The organism is Gimesia maris (assembly GCF_008298035.1).
GTDB classification, from domain to species: Bacteria; Planctomycetota; Planctomycetia; order Planctomycetales; family Planctomycetaceae; genus Gimesia; species Gimesia maris.
Window position 1 is genome coordinate 2,031,871 of the sequence record NZ_CP042910.1, and the last position, 21,830, is coordinate 2,053,700.

Annotated in this window: 20 protein-coding genes; 13 read left to right on the plus strand and 7 right to left on the minus strand. The window is 52.1% G+C overall.

Annotated features, from left to right (window positions below; translation table 11 throughout):
- Positions 1 to 121: 121 nt before the first annotated feature.
- Entirely contained in the window at positions 122 to 1,153 is a 1,032-nt protein-coding gene (locus tag GmarT_RS07695) for a pentapeptide repeat-containing protein (protein ID WP_002649833.1), read from the minus strand.
- A gap of 246 nt (positions 1,154 to 1,399) precedes the next feature.
- On the opposite strand from GmarT_RS07695, the gene GmarT_RS29870 reads away from it, so the two are divergent.
- From GmarT_RS29870 to GmarT_RS07740, 9 genes are all read left to right on the plus strand, one after another.
- Positions 1,400 to 3,445, plus strand: a complete 2,046-nt coding sequence (locus tag GmarT_RS29870) for a GDSL-type esterase/lipase family protein (RefSeq protein ID WP_230682356.1) — start codon at positions 1,400 to 1,402, stop codon at positions 3,443 to 3,445.
- Positions 3,446 to 3,504: 59 nt separating this feature from the next.
- Positions 3,505 to 4,650, plus strand: a complete 1,146-nt coding sequence (locus tag GmarT_RS07705) for a hypothetical protein (RefSeq protein WP_002649541.1) — start codon at positions 3,505 to 3,507, stop codon at positions 4,648 to 4,650.
- 624 nt (positions 4,651 to 5,274) lie between these two features.
- Positions 5,275 to 5,670 carry a hypothetical protein gene (locus tag GmarT_RS07710; RefSeq protein WP_149302521.1) on the plus strand — a complete coding sequence of 132 codons (396 nt, stop codon included), beginning with the start codon at positions 5,275 to 5,277 and terminating at the stop codon, positions 5,668 to 5,670.
- A 76-nt stretch (positions 5,671 to 5,746) separates the two neighbouring features.
- Positions 5,747 to 6,379: a hypothetical protein gene (locus GmarT_RS07715; protein WP_002649538.1), complete on the plus strand. Its 633-nt coding sequence runs from the start codon at positions 5,747 to 5,749 to the stop codon at positions 6,377 to 6,379.
- A 124-nt stretch (positions 6,380 to 6,503) separates the two neighbouring features.
- Positions 6,504 to 6,887, plus strand: coding sequence for a BlaI/MecI/CopY family transcriptional regulator (locus GmarT_RS07720; protein ID WP_002649537.1), 384 nt, complete (start codon positions 6,504 to 6,506; stop codon positions 6,885 to 6,887).
- Between the two features lie 3 nt (positions 6,888 to 6,890).
- On the plus strand, positions 6,891 to 8,843 hold the full coding sequence (locus GmarT_RS07725) for a M56 family metallopeptidase (RefSeq protein WP_002649536.1): 1,953 nt from the start codon (positions 6,891 to 6,893) through the stop codon (positions 8,841 to 8,843).
- A 534-nt stretch (positions 8,844 to 9,377) separates the two neighbouring features.
- Positions 9,378 to 10,802 carry a cytochrome B6 gene (locus GmarT_RS07730; protein WP_198139460.1) on the plus strand — a complete coding sequence of 475 codons (1,425 nt, stop codon included), beginning with the start codon at positions 9,378 to 9,380 and terminating at the stop codon, positions 10,800 to 10,802.
- Between the two features lie 374 nt (positions 10,803 to 11,176).
- Positions 11,177 to 12,130, plus strand: a complete 954-nt coding sequence (locus GmarT_RS07735; RefSeq protein ID WP_002643830.1) for an IS110 family RNA-guided transposase — start codon at positions 11,177 to 11,179, stop codon at positions 12,128 to 12,130.
- A gap of 299 nt (positions 12,131 to 12,429) precedes the next feature.
- Entirely contained in the window at positions 12,430 to 12,576 is a 147-nt protein-coding gene (locus GmarT_RS07740; protein WP_002649533.1) for a DUF3309 family protein, read from the plus strand.
- Between the two features lie 25 nt (positions 12,577 to 12,601).
- Here the strand turns inward: GmarT_RS07740 and GmarT_RS07745 are convergent, their stop codons facing one another.
- From GmarT_RS07745 to GmarT_RS07755, 3 genes are all read right to left on the minus strand, one after another.
- The gene (locus GmarT_RS07745; protein ID WP_230682355.1) at positions 12,602 to 14,023 is read right to left on the minus strand and encodes a sulfatase; all 1,422 of its coding nucleotides are present in this window, start codon (positions 14,021 to 14,023) and stop codon (positions 12,602 to 12,604) included.
- Positions 14,024 to 14,208: 185 nt separating this feature from the next.
- Positions 14,209 to 14,904 carry a hypothetical protein gene (locus tag GmarT_RS07750; RefSeq protein ID WP_002649531.1) on the minus strand — a complete coding sequence of 232 codons (696 nt, stop codon included), beginning with the start codon at positions 14,902 to 14,904 and terminating at the stop codon, positions 14,209 to 14,211.
- Between the two features lie 147 nt (positions 14,905 to 15,051).
- A complete protein-coding gene (locus tag GmarT_RS07755; RefSeq protein WP_002649529.1) occupies positions 15,052 to 15,585 on the minus strand; it encodes a hypothetical protein in 534 nt (177 codons plus the stop codon).
- Between the two features lie 293 nt (positions 15,586 to 15,878).
- Between GmarT_RS07755 and GmarT_RS07760 the strand changes: the two genes are divergently transcribed.
- On the plus strand, positions 15,879 to 17,420 hold the full coding sequence (locus tag GmarT_RS07760; protein WP_002649528.1) for a glycoside hydrolase family 32 protein: 1,542 nt from the start codon (positions 15,879 to 15,881) through the stop codon (positions 17,418 to 17,420).
- Positions 17,421 to 17,482: 62 nt separating this feature from the next.
- On the opposite strand, the gene GmarT_RS07765 is transcribed toward GmarT_RS07760, so the two are convergent.
- The 3 genes from GmarT_RS07765 to GmarT_RS07775 form a co-directional block, all read right to left on the minus strand.
- Positions 17,483 to 17,932 (minus strand): hypothetical protein, encoded by a 450-nt coding sequence (locus tag GmarT_RS07765; RefSeq protein WP_002649527.1) that lies wholly within the window; start codon positions 17,930 to 17,932, stop codon positions 17,483 to 17,485.
- Between the two features lie 169 nt (positions 17,933 to 18,101).
- Positions 18,102 to 18,536 (minus strand): cupin domain-containing protein, encoded by a 435-nt coding sequence (locus GmarT_RS07770; RefSeq protein WP_052301297.1) that lies wholly within the window; start codon positions 18,534 to 18,536, stop codon positions 18,102 to 18,104.
- 46 nt (positions 18,537 to 18,582) lie between these two features.
- Positions 18,583 to 19,074: a carboxymuconolactone decarboxylase family protein gene (locus tag GmarT_RS07775; RefSeq protein WP_002649525.1), complete on the minus strand. Its 492-nt coding sequence runs from the start codon at positions 19,072 to 19,074 to the stop codon at positions 18,583 to 18,585.
- 118 nt (positions 19,075 to 19,192) lie between these two features.
- On the opposite strand from GmarT_RS07775, the gene pdxR reads away from it, so the two are divergent.
- The 3 genes from pdxR to GmarT_RS30195 all read left to right on the plus strand — a co-directional run bounded on the left by pdxR (position 19,193) and on the right by GmarT_RS30195 (position 21,735).
- Complete coding sequence (pdxR, locus tag GmarT_RS07780) at positions 19,193 to 20,674, plus strand: MocR-like pyridoxine biosynthesis transcription factor PdxR (protein ID WP_002649524.1); 1,482 nt, start codon at positions 19,193 to 19,195, stop codon at positions 20,672 to 20,674.
- A 476-nt stretch (positions 20,675 to 21,150) separates the two neighbouring features.
- Entirely contained in the window at positions 21,151 to 21,390 is a 240-nt protein-coding gene (locus tag GmarT_RS07785; protein WP_002649523.1) for a hypothetical protein, read from the plus strand.
- A gap of 213 nt (positions 21,391 to 21,603) precedes the next feature.
- Positions 21,604 to 21,735 (plus strand): hypothetical protein, encoded by a 132-nt coding sequence (locus GmarT_RS30195; RefSeq protein ID WP_002649522.1) that lies wholly within the window; start codon positions 21,604 to 21,606, stop codon positions 21,733 to 21,735.
- The last annotated feature ends 95 nt before the right edge of the window (positions 21,736 to 21,830 follow it).

Sequence of the window (21,830 nt, forward strand, 5' to 3'; positions counted from 1 at the left end):
CACGACGCGAAACAGGCTGCAAATCATTGCAGGTGATAAGAGCAAGGCATTCAGGCTATTGCGTGAATACCGCATTGTTTTGCAGATTCCCGTCGGTACAACCGTTGCTTTCGAATCTGCTTCAGTAAGTTCGTCTCTGGTTTTTATCTGGTAAAAGTGCCAGAACGATTGGACCGAAAAATGCGACTCCGATGAATTCCGCCAGCAGGACCTGCAACAGCAGGTATGCCGTCAGGATAAAACAGAATGTGATAATGAATCCCAGTTCCCCGGAATAACCCTTGTCTGTCGCAATATACACAGAACCGGTAAGAAAACCTATAAGCAGAATTCCCATTGCCAGGAAAGTGATTATTCCCGAAGCAGCGGGATCAAGTTGACCAGGGTTGTCTGTTGATGGCGGAAAGACAGTGCCCATCGCGATCAATCCGAGAAATATCAGAACAGAGATCAGGATAATCAAATAACCAGTTCCCATAATTCTTTTTGTTATCTTTTTTGCGTTCTCGGCTTCCTGTTCAGAAGTCAAATTATATCCGGTTACATTATTCAATTTGACTTGCCGCAATTTCGCATCAGTGAAAATGGCCTCAGTCAGATCCGCGTCGCTCAAATCAGTTTCGATCAGATTTGCTTTACTTAACTCAGCAGCTGATAACCTGGCTCCACTGAGATTAGACCATTTTAAATTCGCTCCCCTCAGGTCAGCACCACTTAAATCCGCTTTCCTTAAATCGGCATTGAAGAAATTTGCTTCCATTAATTTAGTGTGGGCAAGCTTCGTTTCGTTTAAATCAGCATGACTAAAATTGGACTGATTCAAATAAGCAGCTTCCAAATTCGCTTCATTCAAAATGGCGCCTGTCAGATTGCCCCCAGTCAGGTCAGCCTTCTGCAGATTGGCGCGACACAAATTTGTTTGGCAAAGTCTGGCTTGCCCCAGATAAGCTCCTGATAAATCACTGCCTTCGAGGTTCGCATCTCGCAGGTCTGCATTTCTCAGATCAGCTTCCGACAGATCGAGATCACTTAAGTTATCTCTTCGCAAATCCGCTTTAAAAAGATCCAGACCTGCATCGGGATGCCTGCTTTTCCATTGATTGATCGCTTGATTTCCCTGTCGGATGATCCATATGTGATCCGGATTCGCCACAGTTGCCTCTTGTTACTTGGGATTTACCGATTTCTTAAAAGACTGATTCGTATATCAATATCTATCAAACGGGGAAAAATATATCCAAAGAAATTATGCAAAATGTGTCATTCCATTTCTGGCAGATCCTGATTGTCGGCATTTCTCTCAATTCAGCAGACAAACGAAATTGAGCGCGTTACAATGCAGGTCCGTTTTATTGTAACAGTGATATCCTCGTCCAGGCAGCTCAATCGGAGGTTTTTTGTGAACAGTCCTAATCCCATTCACGCCGGGTTTTTCCTCTCTCAATTCAATGTCAACCGATCCTGGCGACTGGTTACTGCTCTGACAGCGGCAATGCTGTTGCTGTCGGGAATTACTTTCGCTGCTGAACCTGAAGCGAAGTCAGAGTGGAAGTATCAGCCTGAGTTGCTGAAACCGTTCTGGCAGGGGGATACGGTTCGCGGTGAATCAGTCCTGTTTATTCAAGATCCGGAAACCGGGGTAGCGAGTGCATCGGTCCTGTTTCCGATCGACAGAGTTTTGAAAGTGACTAACTCTGCGGGGACGATTACTTATGAGGAATGCCGCGACTATTGCTGGAATCCAGGGACGCACGAAATTATGCTGACTGCCAATTCGAGAATCAATTCGCAGACGCCTGCTGACCTGCGTCGTCCCGATGACTCACAGCGACATAAACTGACGCACCGCGACGGGAATGGCGAAATCTTCTTTGGCGGGAAACTCGAATATCACAATATGCAGACCTGCATCACCTACACTCACGAGCCGGTCAACTGGCAGGGGATTACGCCGACCTTTGATGAGAAAATGCTGCCCCGCACGATAAGCAAGCTGCGCGAGCAGAAGCCGGTTTCCATCGTGTTGATGGGAGACAGTATCTCCACGGGCTGTAATGCCTCAGGCTGGGCAGGGGCGGCGCCGTTTCAGCCAGCGTTTCTGGAACTGCTGCAGCAGCATCTGGAACATAAGTATCAGACGAAGGTCAATGTGACGAATCCCTCGGTGGGAGGCAAAGACACACGCTGGGCGCTGACGGAAGTGGACCAGGTGGTGGCACCCCAACCCGATCTGGTGATCATCGCGTTTGGCATGAACGATTCCGCCGGTCGCTCTGCTAAAGAATATCAGGCCAATACGCAAGCCCTGATGGAAGAGGTTCGAAAAAAGCTGCCGGAAACAGAATTCATTCTGGTCGCCCCCATGCTGGGCAACCGGGACTGGGTACGACTCAAACATGAACTGTTTCCCCAGTATCGCGATGCATTGGCGGAACTCTGCGAGCCGGGAGTCGCGCTGGCGGATATGACTTCGATCTGGACCGAGTTTCTCAAGCAGAAACAGGACTGGGATCTGACCGGAAACGGCGTGAACCATCCGAATGATTTCGGGCATCGCGTTTACGCGCAGGTCTTGTCCGCGTTGCTGGTTCCGCCGACGGTCAGTGTCTCGACCAAAGCCACCAGTCTGGCTCCGGAAGAGTTTTCGTTATGGAACGGTCACGCACCGATTGACAGGGAGCACTTCAAAAAGGAAGACGCCAAAATCACCGTGCATCGACCGGCAAAAGGGAACGGGGCCGCGATTGTGATCTGTCCGGGCGGCGGTTATCAGCGACTGGTAACCGGCGGAGAAGGGCACGGCATTGCCAAGTGGCTCAATCAACATGGGATTACCGGGATCGTGCTGGAATACCGGATGCCCCACGGTCGTACGTACGTGCCTTTAATGGATGCCCAACGGGCGATTCGTCTGGTGCGGGCGAATGCCAAACGCTGGGACATCGATCCCAATCGGATCGGCATCATGGGCTTTTCAGCCGGCGGACATCTGGCTTCGACTGCGGCGACCCATTTTGATAAAGGAAATCCCCAGGCCAAAGAACTCGTTGATCGCGAAAGCTGCCGTCCCGATTTTGCCATCCTGGTTTATCCTGTCGTGACGATGGGGGAAAGTACGCATGGGGGCTCGCGTAAAAATCTGCTGGGCGACAATCCGACTCCGGAGATGGTAAAACTGTTTTCCAACGAAAAACAGGTGACCGCAGAGACACCTCCCATTTTCCTGGCGCATGCCGTTGATGACAAACCGGTGCCCATCAAAAACAGCCAGGATCTGTATGCGGCTCTGCAGGCGAAGAAGATTCCTTCCAAACTGCTGGAACTTCCTTCCGGCGGTCATGGACTGAATGGCTACAAAGGCCCGATGTGGGACGCCTGGCAGAAGCAGTCAATGGAATGGCTGGCCAAGCTGAAGATCATTCCGGAACAGGACGCGAACGATTGAAGAATGTTGAATTGAAGAAGCTGGACTTCGTTTCTCATTGAGTCACCAGGAGAATCAACGTGCTGTTACAGATAAAACTGATGGGAAATGCTTTATATATCTCTCTACTGATTCTGATGCCAGTCCATGTATTCTCTGTCTCTGCTACTGGAGCGGAACCAGATAAACCCCGGGCGCAGGCTGAGTCGAAGGAACCTGCATCCGGGGAACAGCAGATCGAAACGCTGCAGGATCTGATTCGTGAGATTGAACGCAATGAGAAGTTCTATGCAGACCAGCGGCTCAAACTGACACGAGTTTACGAAAAATTTCCCAAAGCGGCAGACCCGGATCAGCAGATTCGAAAACAGTGGGACTATTCACTCACGCTACAGGGACAGAAATTTCGACTGGAAGAGAAATCCAAAGGGCGTTTAAAAGTGGGATATATCGGGGCAGTGAAAGTCCCGAAGAACGGTCCTAAAAGCAGATACAGTGAGTCGGAATCAATTCAGGTTTTTGATGGAACCACCTTTCGCAGTTTGCGGAAGTTACTCATCGAGACTCCAGAGAACGCCGAGCAAACTCACTCCCAGCGTCAAGGTCAGGTTTCGGATGAGTACCCGAGCCTGACGAACCTGGCCCGGCCGCATATGTATCTGCTCAGCAGTGGAGCCCCGAAGGTTCCTCTCTCCACGTATATGAAAGGGGCGCCAGCAGTATTGGCGTACCCGAACCCTTCTTATGTTGCTCCCGGTTCGAAAATTGAAACTCAACTCTTAGCAGATCGTGAATTTCAGGGGCACAAATGCAAGAGGGTGCTCATTGATGTCATTCTCTCCAACGGAACCCGTCATAACGGCTGGGAACTCTGGCTGGCTGTGGATCGAAACCTGCTGCCTGTGCGGAATTTGAGTTACACGTACCGCTGGTCAACAGAGATGCCCATTGCGGAATCGACGGTCGATGAATGGCGAGAAGTCCAACCCGGTGTCTGGATACCTGTGAGGTTTCACACCGACCGATACGATTCGTTCGTGATCAAACGGGAAGGGAAACAGCAGCTTTCGTGGCGGGAAAAATTCCATGTCACCAGCATCTCGCTTGATCTGCAGCAACTGTCTGAAACTGTTTTTTCGAATCTTGATTTCCCAGCAGGAACTCGGGTTTATATCAAAGAAGAGGGAACCGTCACGGAACGCAAAGAAGAAAAAGCAGATCCCTGAAAGGGGGCTCATTTTTTTCTCGATTCTCTCACTGATAACATGATGAAGTGGTATGCCTGAATTCTCATAGAAGGTAGTGATCTCTTGGTGCGCCGCAAACAGAAGCAACCGAAATTACAGCAGACGGTTTCGATTCCGGAAGAGACCTGCTTTTACTGTGACTATGTAGATGAAGACAGTTAGTCATTTAGGGGAGGTTACCTGGACTGGTGTAGGTAGTGGGTGATCAAAATCGAATCAGAGGGACTCATCTCCTGGCTTCATTACCTCAAATCATGTTAATCTCTCTGCTGCCCCCTCCAAAAGGGATTAAACTGAATGAAACTATTGAGTATGACATTCGAACAGGAAGAAACACAATTTGTTTCCTCCTTTCCCTCTCGAGCTAGTGAGCCTGAATATTATGATGCCCTTGATCTTGCTGTCCAGCAATTCTTAACGTTCCTGGAAACGGTTGAAGGGCCGAGCTTGTGGTATTCCAGAAATAGCTCACTTTTCAGTTTCTACGCTCGTGATTCCTAACATGAAAATGATCTTGTACCACCTTTGGTGTTCGTCAAAATCTCCGGGTTTAACAGTTACCATTTCAATTCCTCACCTGTCTTTTACAGGATTGAATATCCTTTGCCACGCGAAGCACGTCCCTGGGTTCCAGCGTCTGCGGAAATTGTGGAGGAGGGGGCTCAGACGGTACCACGTGATGTCATTCCCAGAGTTAAAAGGCGGCACGGGAATAATAATCTCTGGGCAAGTGCCTGGGTAACTTTAACAGCCAGTGGTGAAGAGATGGCGGCAACCCAGTTATTAAATGCGATTGCCGCTTCGGATACGAATCCGAGTCGAACGCGTGCCCACTGGATATGGTATCTCTGCCCGGTCTGTGACTTGCACTCTCCCCATTACATGGTGCACTGTGAGCGTTGTCGTTTTTCTTTTCCTCCAGAAAATGAGATGAAATCAAAAGGCCTGTATCGGACAGTATCCGCTCCTGAAGGCATTATCGCACCTGAAACGGATTGATCAGGAACGAGAACAGGCAAATTTCTGTTCGCCAGGTTGTCGGTAGATTATCGATAAATATGAGAAATAAGAGTCTATGAAAATCACAGGAATCAAGCATCAGTGGGGGGATCAACTTCTGAAACGGTGGGGACCCGATCCGGATTCATACAATGTCTATCGGGAATACGATTTTCCAAACTATCAACTTCTCACATATCTCGAAACGATAGAGGGGCCGGATCTCTGGGTTGGTACTTCACATTCGATGATGAATTTCAATGCCCGGGATGCGGAAGACCCCTCCGATCATGTGCCTTCACTGGCGTGGATACACGCATCGCGTGATCCAGGCTGGTATCTGCTTGAATATCCGATGCCTCAGGAATTCTGTCCCTGGTTCAATTTGAAGCAGGGACAGCAGGATCATTCTGAGGCAACCGTCACAACTTATACATATGGCGTAGAGTCGACCGCAGAGATGTTACTGGCTGCCATCGCAGCTGCGGAAACCAATCCCGGACGCACGCGAGCTGACTGGTTGTGGTATATTTGTCCCCGATGTGAGTTTCACTTACCTCAGTACCGGTCACAGTGCGAGCGTTGTGGTTCACATCTGCCGAATCAGGAAGTGATGCAGGCCAGGGGGCTTTATCGGAAATCTCATACCCCGGAAGGGGCCGTAGTTCCCAGTCAAGCGGAAGGGCACGCGGCTGAGACGCAAGACTGACTTGAGAAGCTCAGATGGCTTACAGGACCGATTCGCTAATAAATTAGCTTTTCGTATTGACACGCCTTGTGTAAACGCTAATAATTTAGCGTGTCAGTTTTGAAGCGATTACAGGGAACGGGAAATGTCACAGCATATCGAACTCAGCCGGCGGGAACGCCAGATTATGGATTCGATTTATTCGCGCGGGGAAGCGACCGTGCTGGAGATCCAGAGTGATCTGCCGAACGCACCGACGCCGACCGCGATTCGCACCATGCTGCGTATTCTGATGGATAAGACCATCGTGAGTCGGCATAAGCGGGGACGCGAGTTTGTGTACGCGCCCACATCGCCACGACGACCGGAAGGGACGAAAGCGTTGAAGCATGTGATCCAGACGTTCTTTGATGGTTCCTTTAAGCAGGCTTTAGCGGCGCAGCTGACCAGTGGCGACGATACTCTGACCGACGACGAATTGCGTGAGATGGTCAAACTTATCAAAGCAGCGCGAGAAAAGGGGAATTAAACGATGGATGTATTTTGGGAACTTATTGCGTTTATCGGACAGCCTGATTTCCTGCTGGACCTGGTGATCAAGTCGACCGCGATTCTGGTGGCTGCATTTCTGTTGACACGGTTGTTACAACAGGCGAGCGCCTCTGTGCGGCATACGGTCTGGGGTGCTGCGCTCCTGGCGGTACTGGCTTTGCCTGTCATCAATGCGAGCCTGCCGAAATGGTCGATGGGAACGTTTTCCCTGTCGCAGGCGAATGCTGCAAATACCAGCCAGACAACGTCGGCAGCAGAGCCTGTTGTGAAAACGATACCGTACAACGCTGCAAATACTGCTGCCAGCCAAACAGAAATACCGCCTGCTGTCACGTTCACAACTCAGCACAAGATTCAAAACAGTCGCTCCGCAGACGCGACGTTTTATATTTCACAAGCCATGCAGTGGTTGAGCGTCTGCTGGTTGACGGGAGTGGTGCTGCTGTGTCTGCGACTGGCGGTGATGTCGGTTCGACTTCGTTCAATTGGTCGGCAGTGTGAAATGGTTTCGGAAGGACGCCTGTTTGACATCCTGCAGACCTGTCGCGAAACATTAGGTTGTACGCAGCCTGTCACTTTACTGGTGAAAGAAGAGTGGACGATGCCGATGACATGGGGCATGCTGCGGGCCTCAATTTTACTGCCGCGCGAAGCAGAGCAGTGGTCGGATGAGGAAATCCGTGTTGCGCTGCTGCATGAGCTGGCGCATGTCTCGCGTCGCGATTGCCTGCTGCAACTGTTTGTGCAACTGACGTGTGCAGTCTACTGGTTGAACCCGCTGATCTGGTTCGCCTCCCGCTGTGTGCATTTCGAACGGGAACGCGCCTGTGATGATATTGTCTTACAAAATGGAACCCGGGCTTCCGACTACGCCGACCAACTGCTGCAGGTGGTCTCGCGATTCCAGGCAGGTCGCAGGCTGAAATACCTGGCTGTCTCGATGGCGTCGCGCAGCGGTTTTGCAGAGCGACTGCAGGCGATTCTGCTGGAAACCCAGGATCGACGTCCGGTCCGAGTGCGGACGATGGTTGCATTGGCGATCACATTTATCGGGCTGACCGGTCTGCTGGGAGTCTTCCAGGTGGCGTTCAGCGGAACCGCCTGGGCACAACAGGCCGAGACCACTCAACGTGGCGAGCAGCAGTCTCGGGCGGAGTCGCTCAGGCAATCTTCGCAGGCACCGCAACAGCATCAGCAACAGTCTCGACAGGAGTCGCTACCCAGACAGCCGAAGCGAAGCGAATTGAAATCGATTCCCGTTGCTCCCACTCAGAAACCTTTCAAAAATGGCAGTCGTCCTGATCTGATTCAAGCCGGGAAACGGCCGGCGGTACGGTCGTTGAATGTGGTGTTTGCCCATGATCCGGGAATCGGGAATTACGATGGCATCGTGGGGCGGCCCAGTGATGTGTGGAATTCAGTGGATATTGGCACAACCGCCGTCGACTATATGCGCTATAGCGATGCCAGCCCGAGTACCGCCCGTTTGCGGGTAACCCGTCATGATGGGGAGTGGGGCATCAAGGGGCAGAGCGGTATCTTCCAGGGTTATATTTATCACAACTGTCGCTGTGTGGATCTGGAAACAAAAATTCTCGACCTTCCGGCGGGTAAGTACAAAATCTATGTCTTTGCCCACGGCGATGCGCCCGATCAGAATGCGGAGATTGAACTCAAAGTCGGCAAGCGGGTGGTTGGCAAAAAAGCGACCGCCAATGACGGAACCTGGGACTATCGGACGCAGCCTTACCGTGAAGGTCTGCAGTATGTCAGCTTCCAGTTCAAGAAGAAGGCGGGCGAAGAAGTGACACTCATCAGCCATCGCGGCCCCAGCGGTTATTCGATGTTCAATGCCATTCAGATCGTTCCATTGACCGAAGTGAAGGGGCAGCCGCAGCCAATTCCCTCTCACGCACCGCTTAAGCAGAGATAAGTATCTCGATTTCTGGCCACGCTCGACGGTTTCCCGTTTGACTGTAGCGTCTCCAAGACCGCCGGGACTGAAAATTGCAGCTCGAGAGCCACGCTGGTCAAAAGTGGCTCGCTCGGGCGGTACTGTGCTGGCTTGAAAACGGTCACTTTGATCGGAAATCATCCGCATCGGGGATTCCCCTACCACTTCGGAAGTAAAATTCGCTTTTTAACCTGCAAATTTATTCCGTACCATAGGCTGTCTCCTGTTTTTCTTTCGCGTCTCCCGTTCGATTTGAACTGCTTTTTATAGATCGCGAGACGCGATAGTTAAATGGGATGTGCTCCAGAGGATTGTATCTGTTCTTTCAGGCACGGACTCTCTCAGTTTGGCATAACATCTGCTGTTTCAGCTGTTGCGACAGTAAATCCATAGTCTCTGCTTGAGGTATTTTCGGGTCGGTCAACTCTGCGCCGTCTGGTATTTAAGACCGAACGGGGAGGCAGTTGTTGAGTAATTATTTCCAGATGAATCGCCAGGAAAAGGATCGAATCAATGCAACGAAGAAGCTTGAGTAAATTATTGATGCTCAGTTTATTAACGGGGGTACTTTGTACTTCTTTTGCCCCTGCTTTAAAGTCACAGGAAGCAGACAAGGCAAAGCCCAAGCTGCCCGATCAGACTTACATGCCTGTGGTCAAAGAGAAACCTTTTGAAGAGGTCATGCAGGCGGATGTAGAGAAAAAACCGAAGTTGATGCAGCGTCAGGAAAATCTGTTCCAAAATCGCTATGACATGAGCGATCAACCCTCTGAAACCATGATGTCCGGCGGTCGGAAAGCGGTTCAGGAGGGAGTACGCGTGAAATTGCCCGAAGGCGTGACCTGGGAACAGCTCTCGGCGGCGACTCCCGAACGCATTAAAGAGACGAATACCTTTCCGTATGGTTTCCGTCCTTTGCCGCACGCCAATCATCCGGTCGGAGGGCAGGTCTTTCCCAAGAATCAGATTGATGCGATCCAGAAGCTGGAAAACCGCGATCTGTCCCGTTTTGATGTCGACTTCGATCTGCCCGATCACCTGACCCCTGAATTTCCACCGCCGATCTTTCTCTCCAGTCGTCCCGACCTGGGAGATATTTCGCAGGGACAGGTGCTGTCGATCAAGAATTATTACAAACTGTTGAAAGGAAAAGTGACTCCCGTGCAGATGGAAGGCATGCGGCTGTTGCTGACACCGTTCCCGCAACAGCAGTTTAACCAGACAGAAGATCGCAAAGTGAAAGAAGCGAGTCTGGGAGTATCCTGCCTGGACTGTCATGTCAACGGACACACGAATGCTGCCTTTCATTTGAATCCGGATACCCGACCTCAAGCCGCTCGTTTTCGGATTGATACCGTCAGTCTGCGGGGCATGTTCAATCAACAGATACATGGCTCAAAGCGATCGTTGCGGAGCGTCGAAGATTTCAGTGAGTTCGAACAACGAACCGCCTATTTCGATGGCGACCATGTGATCGCCGCCAAGAAAGGCGTGCATCTTCCTGATCGCAGTGATGCCGTCGCGATGATGGCACAGATGCAGAATATGCTCGATTTTCCCCCGGCTCCCAAGCTGGATGTCTTCGGGAAACTGATTCCGGAAAAAGCAACTGAGCTGGAACTGCAGGGGCAGGAAGTCTTCTTTGGCAAAGGTCGTTGTGCCGAATGCCATCCGGCGCCGTTTTATCTGGACGATAAAATGCACGACCTGCATCTGGAGCGGTTCTACAAGACTGAAACGATCAGTGATCAGTACAATATGCCCGACGGTCCGATTAAAACCTTCACACTGCGTGGGATTAAAGATTCGCCCCCGTATCATCATGACGGCCGTCTGATGACGCTGGCGGACACGGTGGAGTTCTTTAACCTGGTACTGCAGACCGATCTGACGGAGCAGGAAAAGCAGGCCCTGGTCGCATTTATGAAATGCTTATAACGGAAATGGCCGGAACGGATCTGAACAAATTCGTTCCGCTGGCTGGGGCCTTCTGTTCAGACCCGGGAAGCAGAATTATCTGTTTTCCGGGTTCTTTTTTAAATAAAGGGGTCAGGAACCAAAAATAATAGGTTCCTAGTATCTCGGGTACGAGCGGCATTGGACCAGGCTTACAGAATTGATGTGGCTGGTTATATTGATAAGAGCTCATCCCTGATGGCCATCAGGGATGAGCTGCGACTTTGTAGATCGTCGAGTCCTGGGTGCTGATAGACACCGTGGGTCAGTTGGATCGCAGAGCCGCATCGTTTTCAACCCGAACAGTCGCTAGAGCCACTCAGGTGAGCTCGTATTTTACTAGGATGGGACACACGATGAAAGACTCCTCTTCAATTTCTGTGGTTGGCATTGATGTTTCTAAAGATTCACTCGATCTCTTCCATACGATTAATGGCCAGCAGCAGAAGATCGCTTATCAGCAGGATTCCCTCAAGCTGCTTGCCCGGCAGATCATCAAGCTCAACGCAACCGTCGTCATGGAAGCCACGGGTGGCTACGAAAAGAAACTGGTCAAATATTTACAGAGCCAGGGAATTGCATGTGCCGTGGTGAATCCGAAGCTGATTCGTGACTTTGCCAGAGCCTGTGGGAAGCTTGAGAAAAACGATGCCATCGACGCCAGGATCATCGCCTCTTTTGGACAGATGATGCAACCGAGGACGATGGGAAAAATCGATCGAAACAGGGAGAAACTCAAGTTGCTGGCAACTCGTCGAGAACAGGTTCAAAGTATGATTACCCAGGAATCCAATCGTCAGCAGCAAATTGAGGATCGGCAAATTCGGGCCTTCATTCAACGGGCGATCCAACTCTATCAGAAACAGCTTAAAAAACTGGACAATGAAATGCTGAAGGTCATTGAAGCCGACCAGACCATGAAACAGAAGTCCGAAATTCTGCTCTCTGCGAAAGGTGTCGGCCCGGCAACAACCGCTAACCTGATTGCCGGGCTGCCTGAACTCGGGCAACTGAATCGGCAGCAGATCGCCAAGCTCGTCGGCCTGGCTCCTCTCGTTCGGGACAGTGGCAAATTCAAAGGGCAGCGCAGAACATATGCCGGCAGAAGCCAGATACGGCGGATCCTTTATATGGCGACCTTAGTAGCCACGCGCTGGAACAGTCGCATCAAAGCATTTTACTTGTCCTTATTGGAAAGAGGTAAACCGAAGAAGCTGGCCATCACAGCCTGCATGAGAAAGTTTATCACCATCCTGAATTCCATGATGAAAAACAATCAGACGTGGGATCAAAATCTTCTTGCTTCTTGACATAATCCAAGACAGTCGCTGACCCCTTTATTTCCTTTATTTATGGTTGAGTCGGTTTGGCTGCCAGGCTGGTTTGTGATCGCTCATATTTAGGCGGATTGAGTGATTGCGGTGCCCGCTGATTTTGGAAAACAGACGAGTGGAGTGCTAATAAGCCCTTTAAAGACAGGGTTCTTATTGAATATGAGAAAAATAATGTCAGAAGAGGTTTACTGGCATACAAACTGCATTTACCCGCAATAGTCAAGCCTGGCAAATTTTAAACAATTCAATGAGATCTACAGCTAAGGAGTGAAGTCATGTTAGAGACAATTTTATTAATCATCCTGATTCTGTTTCTGCTCGGAGCCTTACCTACGTGGGGCTACAGTCGTAACTGGGGATACGGGCCCAGTGGAGGGATCGGATTGATTTTGATTATCGTTCTGATTCTGATTTTATTATAAAGCAGTTTACCTTCAATAAAGGCCGCTATGGCTTCTGCTTGCCTTTGCCGGATTTCCGGTTACGGCCTTTGAGCTGCTTTAACTGTGCGGACAACTCTTTGACGGCGTCGGCCTGCTGTGCGGAAACGTTGACGTTCTCCAGCGGGTCGGTGCTGTGATCGTAAAGCATCTGCGAGACCAGCTTGCCTTTGGGAAGCGTGTATTCGGTATATCGGAGCGTATCGGTGCGAATGGTATCGCCGTTTCTATAACGGCTGACAGCGGCCTGTTTCCATTCTGCTGTAGAGTCTTTCATCAGGCTGACGAAGCTTTGCCCTTTCAGGTGTTTCGGCTGCGGGATGTCGGCCAGATCGCAGAGGGTGGGATAGACGTCAATCGACTCCATCAGCGATGAGCGGCGTTCGCCCCCCTTGATCCCCGGTGCCCGCACGATGAGCGGGATGTGCAGCGAGCTTTCGTAGCAGCTGTGCTTGCACCAGAGTGTGTGATCGCCCAGGTTCCAGCCATGATCGCCCCAGAGGACGACGATGGTGTTGTCGCTGAGTTGCAGACGATCGAGTTCCGCCAGCAGCTTACCAATCTGCGCGTCGGTATAACTCACGCAGGCGTAATAGCCGTGAATCAGGTTGCGGGCGGTTTCTTCAGAGACCGGGCCCTTCGCGGGAATGTCGGCGTAGGCCCGCAGTTCGCCGAATCTGTGAATTGATTCTTTTGGTGCGTCCTGCGGGACTTTGTGATTGGCGGGCAACTGGATTTTGTCGTGGTCGTACAGATCCCAGTATTTCTGGGGAGCGATGAAGGGCAGATGCGGCTTGAAGAAACCGACCGCCAGGAAGAAAGGCTGCTCCTGTTTTTCCAACTGCTGCAGTTTCTCAATGGCTTTCTCTGCCAATACGCCATCCATGTACGCGTTATCGGGGACGTCGGCTGATTCCCACGCGGGCCCTTTTTTCTTGTTGCCCAGCTTCTGTCGTGCGGCGTGCTTTTCCTGGTTTTCCGGTCGCTGATACCATTGCACCCCTTTCGGTCGCCACGGCGGTTCGGACCAGCCCTGCCTGTTGTCGGCGGGGTGATGGAAGATCTTTCCCAGCGACGCCGTGTAGTAGCCGTTCTGTTTGAACTGGGTATTCATCGTCGTGGCATTCGGCGCATCGCGTTCGGCCCAGGCGAGAAAGTTGACAAAGCGATTCCGCGCAGGGCGGATGCCGGTCATCAGACTGGCCCGCGAAGCACCACAGGTGGGCACCATGCAGAACGCCCGCTCGAACAACACGCTGCTCTCGGCCAGCTTGTCGATATTTGGCGAATGAATGTGCTGCTTGCCGTAACAGGCCAGTTCGGGACGCAGATCATCGACGGCGATAAACAGGACATTGGGACGCTCTGCTGCAAAAGTGGGAGCGGCACAGCACAGCGCAAACAGCAGCAGACTCAAGCGGTACATCATCAGTGGTCCTTGAAATCGAGTGCAGGATTTAAGGGGGGGGGCGCGACATTTGCGTCAGCGAACCGACTTTCTGTGTCAGTATATCAGTCGATTCGGGGGGAGTCTTGTCTTACCTGAGAGCGGGGGCCGAAAAATGTGACTTTTCGCTGGCATTTATTTATGCCCAACTGATTACTGATTACTGATTATCGCTGTTGTTGAACCGACCAGCGGGCAAAACAATTGCCACGTTCGTTTCTTCGAAGAGAGTCCTCCAGCGGGTACAGGCCTGGCGGGACATCGCTGACGCTGATGGAGGCATTAAAACGGTTGGGGTAGTATTCCATGATTCTGTGAAGTGAATCATTCGCAGCAAAGCCGGCGACGGTCAGAAAGAATGAGGATGGTTGTTCATGGGGTATGATGCTCCCGGTGTAATCGCCGTTGACGTGGATGCGCGTGGAAGAGAATCCGGTTTTCAGGACACCTGATAAATCGGATTCAATCCAGACTTTGCTCCAATCAGAAGACTGCAGTGTGCCTTCGAGGCGGCCTCCAATAAACGTATGGCAAGAGTTATCGGCTCTGATATAACCGTCCGGCCTGACATCGCCGGTGATGATGATTTCGGAGAAGCCGCTGACATCCAGAGTGGAGTACAGATTGCCGCAGACAAGTATCGTGCCCCCTTCCGGAGCCGAGACTTGATGGAGACAGTCCCCTTCGATGATGACGGCTTGTTTCTCTTCGAGAAAGATGGCACCTGAGTCGCCCGTCCGTTTCAGCCAGGGATCGCTTTCCTTCTCGCCATGCTGCCAGTATCCCAGGGAGCGCTGGAACGCCATGTCCATGACCACATCCGCATGCGCGACACGAACTTGAGTTTCAGTAGAGACGGGCATGGTATTCTTCGCTGAATTTAGAAATGAGAAATGGATCTTGCAGCAACTAAAGTGTCAGGTCCAAAAGATCCTGGACCTGACACCGGTTGCTATCTGTTCTCACCAATTCTGAAGCAGGTTCGCTGTTGCGGTAACCTGTTTCCGGCTTTACCAGCGGCGGTACGAACTGTAATAGCTGCCGCCATAACAGCCGCCACCATATCCCCCGTAAGAGCCGCGACCCGTGCTGGCGTAGCTGGGGATGAACTGATCGAAATAGGGGGCGAGCTGGTTGCCGCCTGGGGGTGGTCTGAAGATGACGCCGCCGTCAGGAAGAGACTCAATCATTGGCGGATTTTCCGGAACAGGCTCCAGCCCAGGCTCCGCGGGAACCTGCGCGGTGTAGGAACTCATCTGCAGTGTCGTCGTGATGTCCTTCATGGGTCTGGAGCGTTTCCAGGCGCCGTTCTGATGGATCAGCCATTGGCCTTCTTCGGTCTCAAACATCCAGTGACCATTGTGGAAGTGGTAACGTGCCCGGGTCGCGTCGTCGTAATTCAGATGCGCGGTCCCTTCACGGACGATGGGATCCAGTTGGATGTTGTCATTGGCTTGGGAATCCTGTTCCGCTGCGGATAACAGCAGGGGGCTGATGGCCAGTGCCGCTGCGATGGTGAAGACTTTCAATCCCAGGTCTCTCATTGGCATTCTCCTCTATGGTTGTTCGAGTCGTTAATCGAGTAAAAAGACATTCCTGAGCAACGACTGCTATTATAGTCACGCTCGGATCGATCAGCGAAGAAAAAAGTGGATGAAAATAGAAATATCAGTTTGCCGCATGCGGTGTCATCGATCTTGATTCGCACCACGTCTGCGTTTAATACGCGACGATATTATTGGATTCGCACAGCGGAAACCGCTACACTGCTTTAAAATTACGCCCATCGTCATTGCCTTAATCGGTAGTGCCATTCAATTAAAGCCAGGAGCACTCCATGATTCGTCTGCTACTGTTTGCGATTGTGTTTGTACTGACCACTGCGGTTCAAGCGGAAGATTCGACGGAATACGATGTCAGCCTGTTCGCTTTTGACGAACACAGCATCCCGTGGAAGTCGAACCTCAAGTTGACGATGACGCCGCCGAAGAAGCATCCGGACAATCCGCTGATCCCCATCGGTAAAAAGGGAGCCTGCGATGCAGGGGGCGTTCAGTTTTACGGTTCGATGATTGAACACGAGGGAAAATATAAACTCTGGTACGTTGCTCTGGACGATACCGTATTCAAGCGGGCGTACCAAGGCCTGCGTGTCGCCTATGCAGAGAGTGACGATGGCATTCACTGGACCAAACCGAATCTCGGGCTGGTCGAATATCGAGGTAATACCAACAACAACCTGGTCGCCTTCGATCCTCCGGAAGCCTGCACGATCCACATGATCGTGCTCCACGAAGCGGACGAGCCCGATCCGACGCGTCGTTTCAAGATGATGATGAATGTGCAGACCCGTCTGGCCGCGCGCAAGAAAAATGTCGCGACCTCAGTTGCTTTCTTCAGTGCAGACGGACTGCGCTGGCGGGCTGCCACCAAGATGGAGTTCGAGAACGGCCAGATCAAAGATGAATACCGCACGCTGCCGCCCGTGCATTTTGAGCAGGGCGGTCTGTTTCGCTGGAAAGGCATGTACCACCTTGCCGGTCAACAGATTACTCCCTGGGTGTATCAGGCTGATGGCAAAGTGGCGGGGCGGGTGATGACGACGTATCGCTCGCCGGATCTGATTCACTGGCAGGAATCGCCCGCATTCGGTTTCATGCGCGGCACCGCGATTGGCATTCCCGGCAAGCCCGCTGAAGATGAGGAAGCACATTTACCCTCGTCGGTGTGGCATCGCAACAATGTGCTGCTCGGCGTTTACGGGATCTGGCGGGGCGCTGCCGAGTGGAAAGATCGGATCATCGATCTTGGCCTCAATATCAGCAACGATGGCATTCACTTCCGCGAACCGATCCGCGACTACGTGCTGATTAAAGCCGGTCAAGTTGGCGAGTGGGACGTAGGCGGCCTGCTCCAGGGACAGGGCTTCGCTCATGTCGGCGACGAGACCTATATTTACTACGGTGCCTGGGATCTGACGGTAGCCCCGAAGTTCCCGCCACGTGGCGGTGTGGGATTGGTCACGATGCGACGTGACGGCTTCGGTTATCTGTCGCGAATCGACGAAAGTGCCGCTGCGGTATTTGACACGATGACCATTCACCCACAGCAGAACGGCGTCCGCCTGATCGCGAATATTGACCAGGCCAATATCGGATCCCCGCCGCGCGTTGAGCTGATTGATAACCGGGGCAAATCCATCGCCGGTTATTCGGGCAAGAACGCTGCCAGGCTCACTCACAACGGCACGCGTCAGGCGATCATCTGGCCGGCCACAAACAGCGACGATATTGCGGTCACCGAACCATTCTCAATTCGGGTTACCTTCGCGAATGACAGCAGCGCACACATCTACGCGCTTTATGTTGATCAGCAATGAACCGTGCAGTGATTGAAACGGTGTGATACGGTTCTATTCAACAATTCAAATGTGAGAGAGCCTTAGTTTTCAGCAGGCTTTCGCTGCACCTGTGGGTGTGTGGCGAGCAAAAAGGCGGCGGCGGAGGCAGTCCAGACGGAGAAGGAGAGCGGGCCTTCGGGGCCGGTGCCGAAGGTCATGCACAGAGCGAATGTGAAGAGGAGCAGGCTGCTGGCGAAGGCAACGTAACGTAACTGAAAGCCGATGAGCAGGCCGATTGCCAGCAGGACTTCCAAGATCGTGGCCGTCCAGGCAAAGGGTAGGACCAGCGGTTCGGGCAGGAACCAGAGCAGCAGTCCCGTGTAGTCGACGAATGGGGGAAAGCTGCCCCAGGAAACTTCCCCGGTGCCGGCTGCGCCCCACAAGCCAAAGCGATCGGCGACGGCGGAGAGAAACGAAGCTGCCAGAGCCAGGCGGACGAAATAAAGGGCGAACCGGGTGAGGCGTTCGTGTCGCGGGGTAGAGGAGTTCAAGGTGCTGCTTTCTGTAGATCAATCACAAATTTCGTGTTTTTCGTGGTAGTTCATTTCCTGGCTTCAGTCATCAACAGGCAGGTTTGGTTGATGCCAATTTCGTAGTACAACCGGGACTAAGGCCCTGCGGCTAATGAGTGTGTTCGACGGTTGAAGTTCTGACGCTTTTTTATTTGGGTTCTGGGATCACCAGTTGTCTGGCATCGGAGGGATGCACCATGGTGACGATGAAACGGGTTCGTTTTTCAGGATCGGGGTTGCGGCCGATGCGGTGCAGGATCATGGCGGGTTCGAAAAAGGTGTCGCCGGCTCGGAAGGTCTGCAGAGGACCGTCGCCGACCTGGAATTCGAAGGTGCCTTCGAGGATGTAACCGGAGACGGCACCGGGATGCCGATGCGGGGGACTGCCTGCGAGGGGATCGAGGGTGACATCCAGCATGGTGGCAGTCATGTTCTTGCCGTTTTGTTTCACTGGGAGTTCATCCGCACGCAGCACTTTGACGTGGACTTTCGGTTCTGCTGCGCCTGCTGCAAACGTGAATGCAGCAAGGCAGCAGACGCTGATGAAAAACAAGATAGCCGACGAGACGCTTTGTAATTTCACAGTGGAATTCCTTTGTTGGTATTCGTAAATATTTTCTGACAGACTTTCAGGCGTGTGCCAGTTCGTTGCGTTTGGCGCGGAGGAGTTGATCGATGAAGCCGTGATCGGTGTGGAAGGCAATGCCCAGTCGATTCCAGGTGTTGATCATGCCGACGGCGAGTGTGAGTTCGCTGATGCCGGCTTCACCCCAGGCGTCGAGCGTGGCCTGGTAGAGGTCATCGTTGACGTAGCGGGTGTCGGAGATTTTGGTGAGGGTTTCGGCCCAGCGAAAGGCGGCTTTTTCCTGTGCGGTGAAGCAGGGGGCTTCTTCCCAGACGGCGGCCTGGTTGATGCGTTCGGGAGTTTCTTCCAGTAAGCCGAGAACCTGGGTGTGGTAATTCACACAGAAAGAACAGCCGTTGATTTGTGAGGTGCGCAGGCGGATCAGTTCCAGGAGTTTCGGGCCGAGCGTGGTGTGCTCGAGCAGTTCTTCGATAGCCATCAGGTGCTGGGCGGCTTTGCCGACGTGTTTGTAATAATTGACGCGGGTTCCGGACATTTCATTGTCTCCTTATCAGTGAATATGAAGGAATAAGCTGCTTGTGATGCTGTGATTATACCAGTACGATGGACCCGTTAAAGAACCACTATGGGTTAATTGGATGGGGCCACTTTTCATGAGCCGACGCGCGAAAGAACGATTTGAATTTGAAGCGATTTTTGTCGAGAAATCGGCGGATGTGAGCCAGTATCAGCAGTTGGAGGATCAGATTCGCGAGGGGATTTCCAGCGGACTCTTAACGCCGGGATCGCGGGTGCCTTCCAGTCGCACGCTTTCACAGATGCTGGGGATTTCGCGGAATACGGTGCTGGCCGCGTATGAGCAGTTGATCTCGGAAGGTTACCTGGAATCCGAAACCGGTTCGGGAACGCGTGTTGCGCAGTTTCCTCCTGAAGCGTTTGAGTTTGGCAACGCAAACCGGACGCAAACGTCGGAGACTAATTTCAAAGCGTCGCTGTCGGCATCGGGCAAACTGCTTGATGAGTATGCAAGTTGGATGCCGGAATTTGCTTCTCAGGCGGAACCGTTCCGACCGCATCTGCCTGCGGTGAAAGAGTTCCCGCGGGCGACGTGGAATCGTCTGGCGAATGAACAGGCCCGCTGGTCGATGCGACATCTGGAACAGTGTGATGCGCAGGGGTACGAACCGTTGCGGGCCGCGGTTGCTGAGTACATGGGTGTTTCGCGGGGCGTTTCCTGCAGTAAGGAGCAGGTGGTGATCACATCAGGAGCGCAGCAGGGCTTGAACCTGGTCACGCAGGTGCTGCTGGAGCCACGGGATGAGATCTGGGTGGAAGAACCGGGCAACGCGCCCGCCAACCAGTTACTGGAACTGCTGGGATTCAAAATTGTCCCCGTGCCCGTGGACCGGGAAGGGATCGACCTGACGCGGGTACCCGCGCGGAAGAAATCGCCGAAGCTGATGTATGTGACGCCGGGCGGACAGTGGCCTATGGCAATGACGATGAGTCTGAATCGCAGGCTGGAATTGCTGGCGGAAGCGGAACGGCAGCAGAGCTGGATTATCGAGGATGACTATAATGGCGAGTTCCGGTACATGGGGCGCCCGCATCCAGCGCTAAGCAGTCTGGATCAGCGCGGCAGAACGATTTATATGGGTTCTTTCAGCAAGCTGCTGTTTCCAGCGATCCGGCTGGGATTCCTGATTGTGCCTGAACAGATCGCAGGTGCTTTTGCGTACGCCCGCTGGCTGAACGATCGGTTCTCTCCGCCACTCATGCAGATGGTGCTGCATCGATTTATCGAATCGGGTCAGTTCCTGAAACACATTCGCCAGATGCGATCGTTGTACCATACGCGTCAGACCTGCCTGTATGAGACATTGAAGAGCGAGTTGGGGGATCAGCTTGACCTGGAACTACCCGAATCGGGCATGCATCTGGTCGTGCAGGGGAAGACGGCGAAACAGGACCGGGCCCTGATGGACGCGGCAAAGTCGGCAGGTGTGGAATTTCATCCGGTGCACATCTATGCCCGGGAACCGAAACAGGCCCGCGGGCTGATCCTGGGCTTCGCGGCTTTTGATGAGAAGTCGATCAGAAAAGCGGTCTGCGCGTGGGCTGCGGCGATGAGGTGATTGAAAAGGTGATGTTACAGTGTTGTATTCCTTAGTCAATAGCCCTGAAAGGTTAGCGTTAGCGAGTGTTTATCTGCTACTGGAGGAGACTGGTATGGTGTAGAACGACCTAGAAAACTAGAAAAGGACTTAAACCGACGTGGGGCTAAACTAGAAGTAGGTTGTACTGATCCTAATCTAATACCACTTAATGCCCGAGGTTCATTCTTTATTACAAAAGAAGGTCTTTTAACTCTTACCTTTAGAGATCAAAATCCATTGAAACAAACTGTCTGGCATGAGGCTGGGCAATTTCTACATTGCAATACGCTGGGAACGAAAGTATACAAAGATCTCCCCAGAGTAGTTGGTATCAACGTTCCAGAATAATTTGTGTTTAATTTGCCCGAAAAACCAGATCGTTGGTGTCAGTTAACACCTGAGTATTGAGAATACATGATTTAGTACAACACAGAAAAGTGGGGAGGAGTTGGACGATGAATATTCAAGAAGCAATTGAGAAATCGAGAGAATTTATTATTCAAAAAATGGGAGTCGATTGTTATCCCGAATTTGCCACGCTGAATAGACATGCTGGTAAACCTCAAACTTGGGTCATCATCTATAGCTCTTACAGTTTAAATGAAGAGTTGGACGCTGTCATAGATGGTGGAGAAATTATTGTTGTGATTGATTACGAAAGCGGAGAAACCTCATTTAAATCTGAGATGGGGTGACCTGATGTTCGCCAAGAAAAATTGAAGGGCCATCGTGGTTTACCTAGCCTGTGACGCCACCGGTTGGGATACACACATCACCCACTTTTCTTCGGCTAACACCCACTTCTGATGTATATATAACGCGGCCGGCAATCGGGCATGCATCTGGTCGTGCAGGGGAAGACGGCGAAACAGAACCGGGCCCTGATGGACGCGGCATAGCGGGCCGGTGTGGAATTTCATCCGGTGCACATCTATGCCCGGGAACCGAAACAGGCCCGCGGGCTGATCCTGGGCTTCGCGGCTTTTGATGAGAAGTCGATCAGAAAAGCGGTCCGCGCGTGGGCTGCGGCAATGAAGTGATTGAACGTGGTTCATGTAAATGAATTGCTACCACGAAAAACACGAAACCACACGAAAATGAAAAACATTGGACGGGACTGGATGGACATCGGGAC

Bases quoted from the DNA above. Each gene is read 5' to 3' on its own strand.
- GmarT_RS07775 (WP_002649525.1), bottom strand. From the start codon at position 19,074: ATGTCCGGAACCCGCGTCAATTATTACAAACACGTCGGCAAAGCCGCC.
- GmarT_RS07745 (WP_230682355.1), bottom strand. From the start codon at position 14,023: ATGATGTACCGCTTGAGTCTGCTGCTGTTTGCGCTGTGCTGTGCCGCT.
- GmarT_RS07785 (WP_002649523.1), top strand. From the start codon at position 21,151: ATGAATATTCAAGAAGCAATTGAGAAATCGAGAGAATTTATTATTCAA.
- pdxR (WP_002649524.1), top strand. From the start codon at position 19,193: ATGAGCCGACGCGCGAAAGAACGATTTGAATTTGAAGCGATTTTTGTC.
- GmarT_RS07730 (WP_198139460.1), top strand. From the start codon at position 9,378: ATGCAACGAAGAAGCTTGAGTAAATTATTGATGCTCAGTTTATTAACG.
- GmarT_RS07760 (WP_002649528.1), top strand. From the start codon at position 15,879: ATGATTCGTCTGCTACTGTTTGCGATTGTGTTTGTACTGACCACTGCG.
- GmarT_RS07740 (WP_002649533.1), top strand. From the start codon at position 12,430: ATGTTAGAGACAATTTTATTAATCATCCTGATTCTGTTTCTGCTCGGA.
- GmarT_RS07755 (WP_002649529.1), bottom strand. From the start codon at position 15,585: ATGAGAGACCTGGGATTGAAAGTCTTCACCATCGCAGCGGCACTGGCC.
- GmarT_RS07750 (WP_002649531.1), bottom strand. From the start codon at position 14,904: ATGCCCGTCTCTACTGAAACTCAAGTTCGTGTCGCGCATGCGGATGTG.
- GmarT_RS07720 (WP_002649537.1), top strand. From the start codon at position 6,504: ATGTCACAGCATATCGAACTCAGCCGGCGGGAACGCCAGATTATGGAT.
- GmarT_RS07725 (WP_002649536.1), top strand. From the start codon at position 6,891: ATGGATGTATTTTGGGAACTTATTGCGTTTATCGGACAGCCTGATTTC.
- GmarT_RS07735 (WP_002643830.1), top strand. From the start codon at position 11,177: ATGAAAGACTCCTCTTCAATTTCTGTGGTTGGCATTGATGTTTCTAAA.
- GmarT_RS07715 (WP_002649538.1), top strand. From the start codon at position 5,747: ATGAAAATCACAGGAATCAAGCATCAGTGGGGGGATCAACTTCTGAAA.